The organism is Pseudomonas paraversuta, from assembly GCF_904067025.1.
GTDB lineage: Bacteria > Pseudomonadota > Gammaproteobacteria > Pseudomonadales > Pseudomonadaceae > Aquipseudomonas > Aquipseudomonas paraversuta.
The window spans coordinates 1,113,261-1,130,738 of record NZ_CAJFDA010000001.1 but is presented as its reverse complement, the minus strand read 5'-3'; the positions used below and the strand labels follow the sequence as shown (position 1 = coordinate 1,130,738).

The 17,478-nt window shown below is 58.1% G+C and carries 14 protein-coding genes and 3 tRNA genes; 13 read left to right on the top strand and 4 right to left on the bottom strand.

Features of this window, described 5'->3' with window-relative positions; translation table 11 throughout:
- The first annotated feature begins 40 nt into the window (after positions 1-40).
- Together JQ848_RS05365 and JQ848_RS05360 are read left to right on the top strand one after the other, a co-directional pair.
- Positions 41-1,756, top strand: coding sequence for a proline--tRNA ligase (locus tag JQ848_RS05365; RefSeq protein WP_003442995.1), 1,716 nt, complete (start codon positions 41-43; stop codon positions 1,754-1,756).
- Between the two features lie 17 nt (positions 1,757-1,773).
- Positions 1,774-2,727, top strand: a complete 954-nt coding sequence (locus JQ848_RS05360; protein ID WP_003442999.1) for a hypothetical protein — start codon at positions 1,774-1,776, stop codon at positions 2,725-2,727.
- Here JQ848_RS05360 and dinB read toward each other — a convergent pair.
- Positions 2,724-3,785, bottom strand: a complete 1,062-nt coding sequence (gene dinB / locus JQ848_RS05355) for a DNA polymerase IV (protein ID WP_003443002.1) — start codon at positions 3,783-3,785, stop codon at positions 2,724-2,726. The two genes, JQ848_RS05360 and dinB, sit on opposite strands and share 4 nt — an antisense overlap.
- 288 nt (positions 3,786-4,073) lie before the next feature.
- Between dinB and JQ848_RS05350 the strand changes: the two genes are divergently transcribed.
- The 5 genes from JQ848_RS05350 (at position 4,074) to JQ848_RS05330 (ending at position 8,908) form a co-directional block, all read left to right on the top strand.
- A tRNA-Met gene (locus JQ848_RS05350) sits at positions 4,074-4,150 on the top strand.
- Between the two features lie 261 nt (positions 4,151-4,411).
- Positions 4,412-4,488, top strand: a tRNA-Met gene (locus JQ848_RS05345).
- A gap of 160 nt (positions 4,489-4,648) precedes the next feature.
- Positions 4,649-4,725 (top strand) — tRNA-Met (locus JQ848_RS05340).
- Positions 4,726-4,985: 260 nt separating this feature from the next.
- Positions 4,986-7,628, top strand: coding sequence for a bifunctional lysylphosphatidylglycerol flippase/synthetase MprF (gene mprF / locus JQ848_RS05335; RefSeq protein ID WP_161718206.1), 2,643 nt, complete (start codon positions 4,986-4,988; stop codon positions 7,626-7,628).
- Positions 7,628-8,908, top strand: a complete 1,281-nt coding sequence (locus JQ848_RS05330; RefSeq protein ID WP_202210331.1) for a virulence factor family protein — start codon at positions 7,628-7,630, stop codon at positions 8,906-8,908. Before mprF ends, JQ848_RS05330 begins: the two co-directional genes overlap by 1 nt.
- Before the next feature lie 82 nt (positions 8,909-8,990).
- Here the strand turns inward: JQ848_RS05330 and JQ848_RS05325 are convergent, their stop codons facing one another.
- Complete coding sequence (locus JQ848_RS05325; RefSeq protein ID WP_003443008.1) at positions 8,991-10,892, bottom strand: potassium transporter Kup; 1,902 nt, start codon at positions 10,890-10,892, stop codon at positions 8,991-8,993.
- A 291-nt stretch (positions 10,893-11,183) separates the two neighbouring features.
- Between JQ848_RS05325 and rimO the strand changes: the two genes are divergently transcribed.
- The 5 genes from rimO (at position 11,184) to tsaA (ending at position 15,226) form a co-directional block, all read left to right on the top strand.
- Positions 11,184-12,521: a 30S ribosomal protein S12 methylthiotransferase RimO gene (rimO, locus tag JQ848_RS05320; protein WP_003443009.1), complete on the top strand. Its 1,338-nt coding sequence runs from the start codon at positions 11,184-11,186 to the stop codon at positions 12,519-12,521.
- A gap of 98 nt (positions 12,522-12,619) precedes the next feature.
- Positions 12,620-13,084 (top strand): GNAT family N-acetyltransferase, encoded by a 465-nt coding sequence (locus JQ848_RS05315; protein WP_202210330.1) that lies wholly within the window; start codon positions 12,620-12,622, stop codon positions 13,082-13,084.
- A gap of 71 nt (positions 13,085-13,155) precedes the next feature.
- Positions 13,156-13,866, top strand: a complete 711-nt coding sequence (locus tag JQ848_RS05310; protein ID WP_003443011.1) for an rRNA pseudouridine synthase — start codon at positions 13,156-13,158, stop codon at positions 13,864-13,866.
- A gap of 76 nt (positions 13,867-13,942) precedes the next feature.
- The gene (locus JQ848_RS05305) at positions 13,943-14,404 is read left to right on the top strand and encodes a YehS family protein (RefSeq protein ID WP_003443012.1); all 462 of its coding nucleotides are present in this window, start codon (positions 13,943-13,945) and stop codon (positions 14,402-14,404) included.
- 126 nt (positions 14,405-14,530) lie between these two features.
- Entirely contained in the window at positions 14,531-15,226 is a 696-nt protein-coding gene (gene tsaA, locus JQ848_RS05300) for a tRNA (N6-threonylcarbamoyladenosine(37)-N6)-methyltransferase TrmO (RefSeq protein WP_202210329.1), read from the top strand.
- A 59-nt stretch (positions 15,227-15,285) separates the two neighbouring features.
- On the opposite strand, the gene fpr is transcribed toward tsaA, so the two are convergent.
- Positions 15,286-16,065, bottom strand: coding sequence for a ferredoxin-NADP reductase (fpr, locus tag JQ848_RS05295; RefSeq protein WP_003443014.1), 780 nt, complete (start codon positions 16,063-16,065; stop codon positions 15,286-15,288).
- A gap of 117 nt (positions 16,066-16,182) precedes the next feature.
- Here fpr and JQ848_RS05290 point away from each other — a divergent pair, with 117 nt between their 5' ends.
- Entirely contained in the window at positions 16,183-17,109 is a 927-nt protein-coding gene (locus JQ848_RS05290) for a LysR family transcriptional regulator (RefSeq protein ID WP_003443015.1), read from the top strand.
- Here the strand turns inward: JQ848_RS05290 and JQ848_RS05285 are convergent.
- Positions 17,106-17,468 (bottom strand): diacylglycerol kinase, encoded by a 363-nt coding sequence (locus JQ848_RS05285; RefSeq protein WP_003443016.1) that lies wholly within the window; start codon positions 17,466-17,468, stop codon positions 17,106-17,108. The two genes, JQ848_RS05290 and JQ848_RS05285, sit on opposite strands and share 4 nt — an antisense overlap.
- Positions 17,469-17,478: the final 10 nt, after the last annotated feature.

Sequence of the window (17,478 nt, the reverse complement as noted above, 5' to 3'; positions counted from 1 at the left end):
GCCCAGTCATTTCTAGTCATCAGCACGGCAACGACTAACCATGCGCACCAGTCAATATTTGCTCGCCACACAGAAAGAAACGCCTTCCGACGCGGTCGTTATCAGCCATCAGCTGATGCTGCGCGCCGGCATGATTCGCAAACTTGCTTCCGGCCTGTACACCTGGCTGCCCATGGGCCTGCGGATCATGCGCAAGGCCGAAGCCATTGTTCGCGAAGAAATGAACGCAGCCGGCGCTCTCGAAGTGCTGATGCCGAGCATTCAACCGGCTGAGTTGTGGCAGGAATCAGGCCGCTGGGAAGAGTACGGTCCCGAGTTGCTGCGCCTCAAGGATCGCCACGGCCGCGAATTCTGCGTGGGCCCGACCCACGAAGAAGTCATCACCGATCTGTGCCGCAACGAGCTGAACAGCTATAAACAGTTGCCGATCAACCTGTACCAGATCCAGACCAAATTCCGTGACGAAATCCGTCCGCGCTTCGGTTTGATGCGCGGCCGCGAATTCATCATGAAGGACGCCTACTCGTTCCATGCCGACAACGCTTCGCTGCAGGTCACCTATGACCGCATGCACCAGGCCTACTGCAATGTATTCACCCGTCTGGGCCTGAACTTCCGCCCGGTAGAAGCTGACAACGGCTCCATCGGCGGTGCCGGCTCCCACGAATTCCACGTGCTGGCCGAGTCTGGCGAAGATGACATCGTGTTCAGCAATGCTTCGGACTACGCGGCCAACATCGAAAAAGCCGAAGCCATCCCGACTGAAACCTCGCGCGCGGCAGCCACCGAAGAACTGCGCCTGGTCGACACGCCTGACGCCAAGACCATTGCTCAACTGGTTGAAGGCTACAACCTGGCGATCGAGAAAACCGTCAAGACCCTGATCGTTCACGCTGCCGAAGAAGGCAAACTGATCGCACTGGTCATTCGCGGCGATCACGAGCTGAACGAAATCAAGGCCGGTAACCATCCGCTGGTGGCCAGCCCGCTGACCATGGCTTCGGACGCAGAATTGCGTGACGCCATTGGCGCAGGCGCAGGCTCCCTGGGCCCGTTGAACCTGCCACTGCCATGCATCATTGATCGTTCGGTCGAGCTGATGAGCGACTTCGGCGTCGGTGCCAACATCGATGACAAGCACTACTTCGGCGTGAACTGGGAGCGCGATCTGCCTGTACCTACCGTTGCCGACCTGCGCAACGTGGTGGCTGGCGACCCGAGCCCGGACGGCAAAGGCACGCTGGAAATCAAACGCGGTATCGAAGTCGGTCACATCTTCCAGCTGGGCACCAAGTACAGCGAAGCGATGAAGTGCCAGGTACTGGGCGAGAACGGCAAGCCCGTGACATTGGCAATGGGCTGCTACGGCATTGGGGTTTCCCGTGTGGTCGCTGCTGCCATCGAGCAGAACAACGACGAGCGCGGCATTATCTGGAGCGATGCCCTGGCACCTTTCCAGGTGGCACTGGTACCACTGCGCTATGAAACCGAAGCCGTTCGCGAAGCGACTGACAACCTTTACGCCCAACTCACGGCCGCCGGTTTTGAAGTTCTGCTGGACGACCGCGACAAGAAAACCAGCCCTGGCATCAAGTTCGCCGACATGGAACTGATCGGTATTCCGCACCGGATCGTCGTCAGTGACCGTGGCCTGGCCGAAGGCAACCTGGAATACAAGAGCCGTACCGAAGCAGAAGCGCAAGCCCTGCCCGTTGCCGATGTCCTTGCATTCCTTCAGGCGCGCATCAGCCGCTGAATCCAGATAGAGACGTCATGTTCAATCGAAACACCCTGACCCTCGGGGGCGCCGCCATGTGCGGCGCCCTGCTGCTGAGCGGCTGTGCCAATCACATGTCGCAACGCAGCGAACACGAGGAGCGCATCGAGCGCAAACTACTGGCCCACAGCCTGCAGATTGATGTCGGTTCACCTTCGGTGCTGGAGCTGCCGCAACGCCGTGTGCGCATCAACGAACAAAAGACTTTTGAAGTCACTGAGTTCGATGTCACCCGTCATTACGACCGCTACACGCCCTATCAGCCCTGGCGCGAGATCTATGAAGTGCCACTGGGTGCGGTGGCGATTGTCGCCGGGGTGGGCGCCAATGTGCTGAACGTGTTCATGTTTGGGCAACTGCCTGACAGCGTGACCAAAGACTGGATCAACTACGGTTTCGCCGGCGTGAACCCGGCGATGAACGTACAGTCCCACGGTCGCGCCGAGCAGAACCTGGCAGGGATCGAGGATGTTCAGCGCGACAAGCGCCTGGAATATTCGAGCCTGCCATGGGCTGAGCGTCCGGTGGTGGTAAAAGCCGGCAAACAGACCCACGAACTCACCACCGACCGCAATGGCGTGTTGCGCCTCAACCTGCTGGACAGCCCTTTTGCCGAGCAGGACCTGAATCACATCGGCAAATTAACCATCATGGTTGAGGATGCCCAGGACGAGACCCACTCGGACTCGACCCTGTCGATCAGCAGTGGCCTGCGCGGAAAGCTGCTGGAAGCGCACAACTTGATCTACGACGACCTTGAGGGTGACGACGTCAACCAATGGGTGCATCGGGTCAAGCGCCTGTCGGAACTGGGTCTGGAAGAAGAAGCCAGCGAACTGGAACAAAGCCTGATCGAACTCACCCGTAACGATCCCGAGTTACAACGTGAATTCCTTCAATCCTTGACCAAAAATGCCGGTCGGCTGGTGGCTGATCCCGGGATCAGCTAACGCCTGAACAGCTCCAGCTGTTCAAACCCGTTGTTCAAGTCCTGCAAACGCACACCAAGCCCGAGCAATCGAACGGGCTTGGAACCGCGTGCAAATGCCTGACTCAATAAATCCTGGTAACTCTCAAGATCAAGCCCCGCACCGGACTGCTCCAGTGTGGTCTGGGTGAAATCGTGAAATTTCACTTTAACGAACGGCTTGCCGGGACGATAACTGCTGTCGATGCGGGCAATGCGTCCATTAAGGGTCGCGAGCAGCTCGGGGAGTTTGCTTAGACAGCTGGCCAGATCAGGCAAATCCGTATCGTAGGTATTTTCAACACTGACCGACTGACGTCGGCTGTCGCTCTGCACCAGACGCTCATCTATCCCGCGTGCCAAACCCCACAATCGCTCACCGAAACTACCGAATTCACGCACCAGCGCCAGCTTGTTCCAGTCCCGCAATTGCAGGCAGGTTTCAATCCCCAGCCGTCCAAGCTTGTCGGCCGTGACTTTGCCCACCCCATGCAGCTTATTGACCGGCAACGCCGAGACAAAATCCTCGACCTGATCCGGAGTGATCACGAATAGTCCGTTGGGTTTCTTCCAGTCACTGGCGATCTTGGCCAGGAATTTATTGGGCGCCACACCGGCAGACACGGTGATGTGCAACTGGTTGGACACACGGCGCCGGATATCCTGGGCGATACGCGTAGCGCTGCCGGCAAAATGCGGACTGTCAGACACATCCAGATAGGCCTCATCCAGCGACAGCGGCTCAATCAGCTCGGTGTAATCACGCAGGATGCCGTGTATCTCTCTGGAGGCTTCTTTATAGGCATCCATCCTGCCATTGACGATGACCAGATCCGGACACAATTTCAGTGCATGTCTGGACGCCATCGCCGAACGCACGCCAAAAGCCCGCGCTTCATAGTTACAGGTAGAAATAACCCCACGATGGTCAGCCGAGCCGCCGACTGCCATGGGCTTGTTCGCCAGACTCGGATCATCACGCATTTCAATAGCGGCGTAGAAACAGTCACAGTCGACATGGATGATTTTGCGCTGGGTCATGTAGGGCGGTGTTCTTTATAGGGTAGGCAATACAGAAGATCAGTATGTCACCGGGAACTGTATATAGCACCAGTAGTGTGGATTCTCCCCGACAGGCGTGGGAAATACCGCTCATGAATTTGTTTTTCTAATCGAATTACACCCTCTAATAGAGCTGGACCCCATACGCTACCTGCCCTGTAGCCGTTTTTATAACCCGCACTTTTATCTAAGCGATTGAACCAGAACACTTTTTTCTAAATTAAGGTTTGACAGCCCAGCGTATCGCTGTAGAATCCACCCCACAGACGCGGGATGGAGCAGTCTGGTAGCTCGTCGGGCTCATAACCCGAAGGTCGTCGGTTCAAATCCGGCTCCCGCAACCAAACATCGAAAAAGGCTACTCGAAAGAGTGGCCTTTTTTGTGCGCGCCTGTTTTATGACCCGCCGCACAAAGAGCGATCTGCTCGCAACAACCTCTCCCCTTGTACAGCGGAACAATCTTGAAGACCGGGGAGCTCTCCTGCAGGATCGAGCCGACCAGGATCAGGCCGTCGCCTGAAAACCAGCTGCATTGATCTTATTTAGTGCATTTTCGCATTAAAGGTTGACTCCCCAGCGCATCACTGTAGAGTGCGCTCCACAGACGCGGGATGGAGCAGTCTGGTAGCTCGTCGGGCTCATAACCCGAAGGTCGTCGGTTCAAATCCGGCTCCCGCAACCAAACATAAAAAGGCTGCTCGAAAGAGTGGCCTTTTTTGTGCCCGGGTGTTTTTGCTCCCCCTCCCCGACCGGAGGCGCAGGATTAAATCCGGACATTTCAATCGCTTACGAGATTCAGGGGTTGACAGCCCGGCGATTCGCTGTAGAATCCACCCCACAGACGCGGGATGGAGCAGTCTGGTAGCTCGTCGGGCTCATAACCCGAAGGTCGTCGGTTCAAATCCGGCTCCCGCAACCAAACATCAAAAAAGGCTACTCGAAAGAGTGGCCTTTTTTGTGCGTGCTCGAAAAGTCTGCAATAGACGACCAGCGAAAAATAAACATCATATTTCTGAAAATCCGTTCGACTATGCTGTGGGCCGGCAATTACCTTTTTTTCAAACGCCAAACCTGAACCTCAGACAAACAACTGGCAATATTTTGAAAAACTTTAGCCAAAAGGATTGGTAACTTGAGTTTATGCCCCCATCCTGTCGCGCACGATCCACGAGGTGATTGATGCCCGATAACTCGCCAGAACTTAAAGAAGCCGTTACAGCAGCCCACCCGATTGCCGCAACTCGTTTGCGCTGGCTGGATTTGTTGAGCAAATACCGTCAACCCATTGGCCTTGCACTCACTTTACTGTTGTTTGCGATTGCGCTGATCGCGTGCCGGCATCTGCTCAGCGAGCTTGATCTATATGCCCTGCAAGACTCAATTCTGGAAGTCCCCAAGCCCGCCCTCCTCGGCGCCCTGGCTGCGACGGCCGCAGGATTCGTGATTTTGCTCGGCTACGAGTGGTCCGCCAGTCGTTATGCAGGGGTCAAGCTACCCCCCAAAACCCTGGCCCTAGGGGGCTTTACCGCCTTTGCCATTGGCAACGCCATCGGCCTGTCACTGTTGTCCGGCGGCTCTGTGCGTTATCGCCTGTATGCACGACATGGTGTTGGCGCCTCTGAAGTCGCCCATATGACGCTGTTTGCCAGCCTGTCCCTGGGCTGCGCACTACCGCCCCTGGCGGCGCTGGCAACCCTGAGCAACCTGCCTGCGGCCTCCGCCGCCTTGCATATTCCCGCCTATCTATTGGGGGCGATCGCTTTTGCGGTTCTGGCGTTATTCGGCTTGTTGGCGCTGGGTATTTATCGACGTCGCCTGCCCGAGCAGCCGATCCCCGACAACCTGCTGGTAAAGGCCGGACGCCGCACGCTGCGTCTGCCAAGCCCGCGCCTGACCCTGTTGCAGCTGGTCATTACGGCACTGGATGTCGCCGTTGCGGCCACAGTCCTGTATTTATTGCTGCCTGAAGCACCGCCTTTTGGTCCATTCCTGCTGGTTTATCTGCTGGCGCTGGCTGCCGGCGTACTCAGCCATGTGCCGGGCGGCGTCGGGGTCTTTGAAGCCATCTTGCTTGCCGCCTTTGCCAACCAACTGGGTGCCGCACCCCTGGCTGCGGCCCTGCTGCTGTATCGCATGATCTATGTGATCATGCCGCTGCTGGTCGCATGCCTGATGCTGCTGATCAACGAAGCCCAACGACTGATTCATACCCGCCAAAGCCTGCGGGTGGCCTCAGGCCTCGCGGCACCGGTCCTGGCTGTTCTGGTGTTTATGTCCGGGGTGGTTTTGCTGTTCTCGGGCGCCACTCCCGAGATCGACACCCGCCTGGAACACATCGGCTTCCTGATCCCCCATCGCCTGATTGACGCCTCGCACTTCGGCGCCAGCCTGATCGGGGTTCTGTGCCTGCTACTGGCCCAGGGCCTGCGCCGGCGCTTGTCGGCAGCCTGGATGCTGACCACCATTTTGCTGCTGGTGGGCGCCGTGCTTTCCCTGCTCAAAGGCTTTGACTGGGAGGAAGCCTCCATTCTGGTTCTCACCGCCAGCCTGCTGGGACTGTTTCGCCGCTCGTTCTACCGCCCGAGCCGCCTGACCGAACTACCCTTTTCGCCACTGTATCTGGTGGCCAGCATTTGCGTCCTGGGTGCCTCGATCTGGCTGCTGCTGTTCGCCTATCAAGACGTTCCTTATAGCCATCAGCTGTGGTGGCAGTTCACCCTTGATTCTGACGCCCCGCGGGGCCTGCGCTCACTGATGGGCGCGGCAGTGCTGCTGGTGATTGTTTCGCTGACCTGGCTGCTGCGCACCGCGCGCCCGGTAATCCACTTGCCGGACGCCGGGGAGCTGGAAAGGGCCGAGAAAATCCTCCTGGCCTCCGATCAGCCCGATGGCGGCCTGGCCCTGACCGGCGACAAGGCCCTGCTGTTCCATCCGGACGACAACGCCTTCCTGATGTACGCCCGCCGAGGCCGCAGCCTGGTGGCACTGTATGACCCCATCGGGCCTAACCAGCCCCGGGCCGAGCTGATCTGGCAGTTCCGTGACCTGTGCGATATCTACCACGCCCGGCCGGTGTTTTATCAAGTGCGTGCCGAGAACCTGCCGTTCTATATGGACATTGGCCTGACCGCGATCAAACTCGGCGAAGAAGCCCGGGTCGACTTGCACCGTTTTGATCTCGAAGCCAAAGGCAAAGAGATGAAAGACCTGCGCTACACCTGGAATCGCGGCACACGTGATGGCCTGTCACTGGAAATCCATGAGCCGGGAGAGGCGCCGATGGATGAGCTCAAGGTGATTTCCGATGCCTGGCTGACGGGCAAGAACGTGCGCGAAAAAGGCTTTTCCCTCGGAAGATTCAGCACCGAGTACATCAAGCACTTTCGCGTGGCCATTATCCGCTTTGAAGGCAAACCGGTGGCTTTCGCCAACCTGCTTGAGACCCACAGTCATGAACTGTCGAGCCTCGACCTGATGCGCGCCCACCCGGAGGCCCCAAAACTGACCATGGAATTCATGATGGTCGGCCTGATTCAACATTATAAAAAGCATGGATACGCACGTTTCAGCCTGGGAATGGTACCCCTGTCCGGTCTGCAACCGCGTCGCGGAGCGCCTTTGACCCAGCGTCTGGGGTCGATGTTGTTCCAGCGCGGCGAGCACCTGTACAACTTCCAGGGTTTGCGTCGCTTTAAAGACAAATTCCAGCCTGACTGGGAACCTCGTTATATGGCCGTGCCCGCAGGACTTGATCCGCTGGTGGCACTGGCTGATACCGCCGCCCTGATTGCAGGCGGCTTGACTGGATTGGTGAAACGTTAATGAAACATCGTTCCTGGCGGTTTTTATTGCTTACCTTGATAGTTCTGGTCGCGCTTGCAGCAGGCGGCTACTGGTTCTGGAGTCGTCCTGCCCCGGAACCGACGATAGAACACCTGAGCCAAACCGACGGCTCGACCCTGACCAAAGTGATACCCGGCCAGAAAGCCAGGGCCCGGATCGTAATAGCCACTCCGGTCGAAGAAGCACTGAGCGACACCCAGCTGATGGCCTTGAGCCGTGGCGGCAAAGCACAACTGGTGCAGGTGATCCTGCCCAAGGAAGATTGCACCCTGCAGCAACAGACCCTGCAGAACGCACTGCAACAGCTTGACGGCCCTGCCACGCTGGTCAGTGGCATAGGTCCTGGCGCAACCCTGGCCTGGCGCTGGCTGGCCGGGCAAACCGATGACAAGGCACAAGCCGTGTCAGTCGGTTTCATGCTCGAACAACCCGGCTGCACCCTGCCCTTGCCCAAGTCGGCGGCACACGGCAATTGGCTGGTGGCCTGGAACGACAACCCTGACGACCCGAGCGCCGCCTTCGTACGCGATCAACCGAATGCTCAGACCAGCATCAGCGACTACGACATTCACTACCCCCAAGTACTCAGCAATGAGCTGCGCAAAATACTGGTGGGGGATGAAAACGGCGGGCTGAACATGCCTGTGGTCGAAGTACCGGCCGGCCAGCAAAACAGCACCGTGACCCTGTTCCTGTCCGGTGACGGCGGCTGGCGCGACCTGGACCGCGACGTGGCCGGCGAGATGGCGAAGATCGGCTACCCGGTGGTCGGCATCGACATGCTGCGCTACTACTGGCAGCACAAGACCCCGGAGCAAAGCGCTACCGATCTGACCGAGCTGATGCAGCACTATCGGCAAAAGTGGGGTACCCAGCGCTTTGTACTGGTCGGCTATTCATTTGGTGCCGACGTGTTGCCTGCCACCTTCAACCGCCTGCCTGAAGCCGAGCAAAAGCGCGTTGACGCCATCATCCTGCTGGCTTTTGCCCGTAGCGGCAGCTTTGAAATCCACGTCGACGGCTGGCTTGGCAAAGCCGGCGCAGAAGCCGATACCGGCGAAGAGATGTCCAGGCTGCCTGCCGCCAAAGTGGTGTGCATTTATGGCGCGGAAGAAGTCGATGAAAGCGGCTGCACTGCCAAGACCGCCGTCGGTGAAAGCATGAAGCTGCCAGGGGGCCATCACTTTGACGAGAACTACCCGGCTCTGGCCCAGCGCCTGGTAGACGTCATCAAGAAGCATCAGGCAACCGCACCGTAACCCCCCGCAACCCTGCAGCAGTCAGCAACAAAAAAGCCCCGGTTCTCACGAACCGGGGCTTTTTTTGGTCATCTCGACAGCGCTACATCTCGACCTGGGTTCCCAGCTCAATTACCCGGTTGACGGGCAGCCTGAAGAATCGCAGGTTGCCGTTGGCGTTCTTCAGCATGAAGGCAAACAGCGTCTCGCGCCAACGCGCCATGCCCACAATCTTGGAGGCAATCACCGTTTCCCGGCTCAGGAAGTAGGTGGTGCGCATAGGACTGAAATCCAGCTCGTCGAGATGGCACAGTTTCAACGCTTCAGGCACATCCGGCTCATCCATAAAGCCGAAGTGCAAGATCACCCGGAAGAAGCCGTCGCCATAAGAGTCCACCTCGAAACGCCTCTGGGCAGGCACCCGCGGCGAATCTTCGTTGACCACGGTCAGCAATACCACCTGCTCATGCAGCACCTGGTTGTGCAACAGGTTGTGCAGCAGCGCGTGGGGCACGGCATCTGGCCGGGCGGTCAGAAACACGGCCGTACCCTGTACCCGATGCGGCGGCTGCACCCGGATGCTGCTGATGAACAGCGGTAGCGGCAACGCGCTTTCATCAAGACGGTCGACCAATAGCTGTTTACCGCGCCGCCAGGTGGTCATCAGGATGAACAGCACAATCCCCGCCAGTACCGGGAATGCACCGCCCTGGACAATTTTCGGCACGTTGGCGGCAAAGAACAGGCCGTCCACCAGGAGAAAGCCGATCAACACCGGGACCGCCAGAACTGGCGGCCACTTCCACAGCAGCAGCATCACCGCCGATACCAGAATACTGGTGATCAGCATGGTCCCGGTCACGGCCACACCATAGGCCGAAGCCAGAGCGCCGGAGGACTCAAAGCCCAGCACCAGCAAAATAACCCCGACCATCAAGGACCAGTTCACTGCTCCGATATAAATCTGCCCCTGCTCGGCACTGGAGGTGTGCTGGATATGCATACGCGGTACATAACCCAGCTGAATGGCCTGATGGGTCAAGGAGAACGCACCGGAAATCACGGCCTGGGATGCAATCACGGTCGCCAGGGTAGCCAGGCCCACCAGCGGGATCAGTGCCCAGCTGGGTGCCAACAGATAGAAAGGGTTGCGGGCCGCCTCCGGGTTTTCCAGCAACAAAGCCCCCTGGCCGAAGTAGTTCAGCACCAGCGCCGGCAATACCAGAATGAACCAGGCCCGGGCAATCGGCTTGCGCCCGAAGTGCCCCATGTCGGCATACAGCGCTTCGGCCCCCGTCAAAGCCAGCACCACGGCGCCCAGAATGGCAACGCCCATGCCCGGGTGAGAGACAAAGAAACGTACACCCCACACCGGGTTCAGCGCGTTCAGCACTTCAGGATGCTGCAAGATGCCGTGTATCCCGAGTCCGCCCAGCACCACAAACCACAGCACCATGATCGGGCCAAACAGCTTGCCCAGCATGGCGGTACCCCGGCGCTGGATCAAAAACAGCGCAATCAGGATGACCAGGGACAGGGGCACCACCCAGCGCTCCAGCCCGGTGAACGCCAGCTCAAGCCCTTCGACAGCAGACAGTACCGAGATCGCCGGAGTGATCATGCTGTCGCCGTAAAACAGCGAAGCCCCGATCAAACCCAGAATGACCAGCACCGAGCGCAGCCTGGGATAAGGCGCAGCAGCCCGTCGCGCCAACGCGGTAAGGGCCATGATCCCGCCCTCGCCCTCGTTGTCGGCCCGCAGGATAAACAGAACGTACTTGATCGACACGACCCAGATCAGCGACCACAGGATCAACGCCAAAATGCCGAACACGCCATCGTGGCTGACCTGTACTCCGTAGCCGCCCGAAAACACCTCTTTAAGGGTGTACAGCGGACTGGTGCCGATATCGCCGTACACCACGCCAACTGCAGCAACCAGCATCCCGATGGGCTTTACCTTTGCGTGACCGTCTTCTGCAGCCTGACTACTTACCTGCCCCATCAACCACTCCTACGATCACGGACCGTGCTTCTTAATGGTTTGCGCCACTTTTGATCAGCAGCATGCGCTGATTTTCCGACTCACATTGACGAAATCGCGCTGTTTAAAAACCCTATTTTCGCAACGGCGCGCAGCATAGCGCAGCACTCGTCGTAAATCCCTGTATAACGCTGGTCAACTGCGTTGACCATAGCTAAAATTGCGCACTTTTTTTGATCAGAGGCGCATCAAGCGCCCGTTCGTCGTGCAGCCTTTACGGGCATGTAACGTCACTACATACCGAGGTTCGCCATGTCCACCGTTACCACGCCAGCCGCCCCCAAGGTCGGCTTCGTCTCCCTGGGTTGCCCCAAAGCCCTGGTCGACTCCGAACGCATCCTCACGCAGCTGCGTATGGAAGGCTACGATGTCGTCTCTACCTACCAGGACGCCGATGTCGTGGTGGTCAACACCTGCGGTTTCATCGACAGCGCCAAGGCTGAATCACTGGAAGTGATTGGTGAAGCCATCAAGGAAAACGGCAAGGTTATCGTGACCGGCTGCATGGGCGTGGAAGAAAGCGCCATCCGCAATGTTCACCCGAGCGTGCTGGCCGTCACCGGCCCGCAGCAGTACGAGCAAGTGGTCAACGCCGTGCACGACGCCGTGCCGCCCAACCTGAACCACAACCCGCTGATCGACCTGGTGCCGCCTCAAGGTGTCAAACTGACGCCGCGTCACTACGCGTACCTGAAGATATCCGAAGGCTGCAACCACAGCTGCAGCTTCTGCATCATCCCGTCGATGCGCGGCAAACTGGTCAGCCGCCCGGTAGGCGACGTCCTCGACGAAGCCCAGCGCCTGGTCAAGGCCGGCGTCAAAGAGCTGCTGGTGATTTCCCAGGACACCAGCGCCTATGGCGTAGACGTGAAATACCGTACCGGTTTCTGGAACGGCGCGCCGGTCAAGACCCGCATGACCGAACTCTGCGAAGCACTGAGCTCGCTGGGTGTCTGGGTACGCCTGCACTACGTTTACCCGTACCCGCACGTTGACGAGCTGATTCCGCTGATGGCCGCCGGCAAGATCCTGCCGTACCTGGACATCCCGTTCCAGCACGCCAGCCCGAAAGTGCTCAAGGCCATGAAGCGCCCGGCATTTGAAGACAAGACCCTGGCCCGCATCAAGAACTGGCGCGTCATCTGCCCGGACCTGATCATCCGCTCGACCTTCATTGTCGGCTTCCCGGGCGAGACCGAAGAGGACTTCCAGTACCTGCTCGACTGGCTGACAGAAGCGCAACTGGATCGCGTAGGTTGCTTCCAGTACTCCCCTGTGGAAGGTGCTCCGGCCAACTTGCTGGACGCGGCCATCGTGCCGGATGACATCAAGCAGGACCGCTGGGACCGCTTCATGGCCCACCAGCAGGCCATCAGCGCGGCCCGCCTGCAGATGAAAATCGGCAAGGAAATCGAAGTCCTGATTGACGAAGTAGACGAGCAAGGCGCTGTTGGCCGTTGCTTCTTCGACGCTCCGGAAATCGACGGCAACGTATTTATCGCCACCGAAAAAGACATCAAGCCCGGCGACAAGATCATGTGCCGTGTGACCGATGCTGACGAGTATGACTTGTGGGCTGAAGTCATCTAAACAGCGACCGCGTCTCAAAAAGCCCTGCCGCCCTGGCGTCAGGGCTTTTTTTACGGCTATCGTAAACCTGTCGCTTCCATCGTCAGGAGACATGCACGATGCAACAGAAATGGGCTATCCATACACCCCGCCTTACGGACTTCGAAGAATTGACTGACGTGTGGGAAGCCTCGGTTCGCGCCACCCATGACTTTTTGCCCGACAGTTATATTCAACAACTGCGCCAACTGGTCAAAGACCATTATCTGGACGCCGTGATGCTGATCTGCTGCAAGGATCCTGTCAGCAAACGCATCAGCGGTTTTGCCGGAGTAGCTGCGGGCAAGGTTGAAATGCTCTTCATCCACCCGCACTTCCGGGGCCAGGGCATTGGCAAGTGCCTGCTCAAATTCGCCATCGACGAACTGAATGCACAGGCACTGGACGTCAATCAGCAAAACCCGCAAGCCATCGGCTTTTACCTCAAGCAGGGCTTTGAGGTGGTCGGACGCAGCGAAAAAGACGGCATGGGCCAGCCTTATCCGCTACTGCACCTGCGGTATAAGCGCCCAACACGCGCATAAGGCAAATGTTGCCGGGCTTAACCGGCGCCAGGCGGGTACAATAGCCGCCCAATTCCTTTACGGCCCCTGTCATGTCTGAACCGATACGTCTCTCCAAACGCCTCATCGAACTCGTCGGCTGCTCCCGCCGTGAGGCCGAACTGTTCATTGAAGGTGGCTGGGTCACGGTAGATGGCGAAGTCATCGACGAGCCGCAATTCAAGGTCGACAACCAAAAAGTCGAGCTGGACCCGCAAGCCAAGGCCACGGCCCCCGAGCCTGTGACCATTTTGCTGAACGCTCCGCCAGGCCTGGATACTGACAGCGCCATGGCCCTGATCGGCCCCGAGTCACTGAGCGAAGAGCACCGCTACGGCAAGCGTCCGCTCAAGGGCCACTTTCTGCGCCTGAGCGTTGGCAACGAACTCCAGGCCAACGCCAGCGGCCTGCTGGTGTTTACCCAGGACTGGAAAATCGTCCGCAAGCTGACCGCCGACGCCAACAAAATCGAGCAGGAATACGTGGTCGAAGTCTCTGGCGAGATGGCTCCCCACGGTTTGAACCGGCTCAATCACGGCATGACCTACAAAGGTCGCGAGCTGCCTGCGGTTAAAGCCAGCTGGCAGAGTGAAAACCGCCTACGCTTTGCAATGAAAAACCCTCAACCGGGCGTTATTGCACTGTTCTGTCAGGCTGTAGGCCTTACCGTCATTTCCATGCGCCGGATTCGCATTGGCGGGGTCTCGATGGGCAAGCTGCCTACAGGCCAATGGCGCTACATGACGACCAAAGAAAAGTTCTAAATAGCGCACCGCCCCGAACATTTCGACACCGCAGCAACGCCTGCGGTGCTCACTGCTGAATATCAGGATTGACCAAATGATTCATAACGACGTACTGCGCAGCGTGCGCTACATGCTCGACATCAGCGACAACAAGGTCGTGGAAATCATCAAACTGGGTGGCCTGGACGTCACTAAAGAAGACGTCCTGACCTACCTGAAAAAAGACGAAGAAGAAGGTTTTGTGCGCTGCCCTGACGAAGTGATGGCGCACTTCCTTGATGGTCTGGTGATTTTCAAGCGCGGCAAGGATGACAGCCGTCCAGCGGTCAAGATTGAAGTGCCGGTGACCAACAACGTGATCCTGAAAAAACTGCGCGTCGCTTTTGAACTCAAGGAAGACGACATGCACGCCATCCTCAAGGCTTCGGAGTTTCCAGTCTCCAAGCCCGAGCTGAGCGCCCTGTTCCGTAAATTCGGCCACACCAACTACCGCACCTGTGGCGACCAGTTGCTGCGCAACTTCCTCAAGGGTCTGACCCTGCGCATTCGCGGCTGATACTCGGCCTTCAGGCGCCATAAATCCTGTAGGAACTGGCTTGCCTGCGATGCAGACAACCCGATTGTTCTGGATAACCGCAGTGATGCGATCGCGAGCAAGCTCGCTCCTACAGAGGCATGACTTTTGACCTACAGCGTCTCCCCGATCGGTTTTGTGCGCTCTTGCTTCAAAGAGAAATTCGCCATTCCGCGCCAGCCGCAACTGACCCCGGCCGCCCGTGGCGTGCTGGAGCTGGTCGCGCCCTTCGATCAAGGCGATGCCGTGCAGGGCCTGGAGCAGGTCAGCCATGTCTGGCTGCTGTTTGTGTTCCATCAGGCACTGGAAGACAAACCCCGGCTCAAGGTGCGTCCGCCGCGCCTGGGGGGCAACAAGTCGCTGGGGGTGTTTGCCACCCGCGCCACCCATCGCCCCAATGGCATAGGCCAGTCCGTGGTGAAGCTGGACAGGGTTGAAGCCGGTCGGCTGTTTATCTCGGGAATTGACCTGCTGGACGGGACGCCTATTCTCGACATCAAACCGTACGTGCCCTACGCCGATATCATCGATAGTGCCAGCAACAGCATGGCCAGCGCCGCGCCGGTGCTGATTCCCGTGCACTGGACTGACTCTGCCCTGCAACAGGCACACAGCCAGGCCCTGCGCCTGCAAGAGCCGCTGGTGGAGCTGATTGAACAATGCCTGGCCCAGGACCCACGCCCGGCCTACCAGATTCCTGCTCCAGAGCGCGAATACGGTGCCCGCTTTTGGGATCTGGACGTACGCTGGCATTACCCGCAGCCGGATGTGATACGTGTGCTGGAAGTGATCCCGAAGCAGTAGCCGCAAACAAAATGTGGGAGTCTGGCAAGCCAGCTCCCACATTTTTCAATCGGCGACGCTTACTTCTCGACGAAGGCGCGCTCGATCAGGTAGTCACCCGGCTCGCGCATACGCGGCGAAACTTTCAGCCCGAAGCTGTTGAGCACTTCGCTGGTTTCATCAAGCATGCTCGGGCTGCCGCACAACATGGCGCGGTCGTCCTGCGGGTTGATCGGTGGCAAACCAATATCGCTGAACAGCTTGCCGCTGCGCATCAGATCGGTCAGGCGGCCTTCGTTTTCGAATGGCTCACGGGTCACGGTCGGGTAGTAGATCAACTTGTCACGCAGCGCTTCGCCGAAGAACTCGTTCTGTGGCAAGTGCTCGGTGATGAACTCGCGATAAGCAACTTCGTTGACGTAACGGACACCGTGGCACAGGATCACTTTTTCGAAACGCTCGTAGGTTTCCGGATCCTGGATGACGCTCATGAATGGCGCCAGGCCCGTACCGGTGCTCAGCAGATACAAATGCTTGCCCGGCTTCAAATCGTCAAGCACCAGGGTGCCTGTCGGTTTTTTGCTGATGATGATCTCGTCGCCTTCCTTCAAGTGCTGCAACTGGGAAGTCAGCGGGCCATCCGGCACCTTGATGCTGAAGAACTCCAGATGCTCTTCCCAGTTCGGGCTGGCAATCGAATAGGCACGCATAAGCGGACGGCCATTGGGCTGTTGCAGGCCGATCATCACGAACTGACCGTTCTCAAAGCGCAGGCCCGGGTCACGGGTGCACTTGAAGCTGAACAGGGTGTCGTTCCAGTGATGAACACTGAGGACACGTTCGTGGTTCATGTTGCTCATGTACGGGGCTCCTAAATTCGCCAGCGCTGACTATGGGCGCGATTGCATAACATTCTAATGGCGACGACAATATCTGTTAACTGAATTATTAAGATAAGGGTTATCGGTTATATCGATATGCGATTTACTCTCAGACAACTCCAGGTATTCGTTGCCGTCGCCCAGCAGGAGAGCGTGTCTCGCGCTGCCGGCTTGTTGGCCCTATCTCAATCTGCTGCCAGTACTTCAATCACCGAACTCGAGCGCCAGACCAGCTGCCAGTTGTTCGATCGCGCAGGCAAACGCTTAAGCCTCAACGCGCTGGGCCGCCAACTGCTGCCACAGGCAGTCGCCCTGCTGGATCAGGCCAAGGAAATCGAAGACCTGCTCAACGGCAAGTCCGGCTTTGGTTCATTGACCGTGGGCGCGACCCTGACCATTGGCAATTACCTGGCCACCTTGCTGATCGGCAGCTTCATGCAGGCTCACCCGGAAAGCCAGGTGAAACTGATTGTGCAAAACACTGCGCATATCGTGCAGCAAGTTGCGCATTATGAAATTGATCTGGGTCTGATTGAAGGCGATTGCAGCCACCCCGACATCGAAGTCCAGAGTTGGGTTGAAGATGAACTGGTGGTGTTTTGCGCCCCACAACATCCACTGGCTGCGCGCGGCCATGCCTCCCTGCAAGAGCTGGCCCATGAAGCCTGGATTCTGCGCGAACAAGGCTCCGGCACCCGTCTGACATTTGATCAGGCGATGCGCCATCACCAAAGCACGCTCAATATCCGTCTCGAACTGGAACATACCGAAGCAATCAAACGCGCCGTGGAGTCAGGCCTGGGGATAGGCTGCATCTCTCGCCTGGCATTACGTGACGCCTTTCGACGCGGCAGTCTGGTCGCTGTAGAGACCCCCGACCTGGATCTGGCCCGGCAGTTCTTCTTTATCTGGCACAAGAAGAAGTATCAGACCTCGGCCATGCGCGAATTTCTGGAACTGTGCCGCGCTTTCACCGCGGGGGTGCAGCGCAGCGACGAGATCGTATTGCCGACAATCGCTTAAAGCAGAATCACTGCCCACACCACGGCAATCATGGTCAGCACCACAAACTGGGCGGCGCTGCCCATGTCCTTGGCGTTTTTGGACAGCGGGTGCAGATCGAGCGAGATGCGGTCGATGGCCGCTTCGATCGCCGAGTTCAGCAATTCAACGATCAGTGCCAGCAGGCATACCGCGATCAACAAGGCGCGCTCTACCCGGCTGACATTCAGAAAGAAGCTCAGCGGGATCAACACGACATTGAGCAGTACCAACTGGCGAAAAGCGGCTTCACCGGTAAAGGCCGCGCGCAAACCGTCCAGCGAGTAGCCGCCGGCATTCAAAATCCGTTTAAATCCGGTTTTACCTTTAAAAGGCGACATAGAGAGGCTA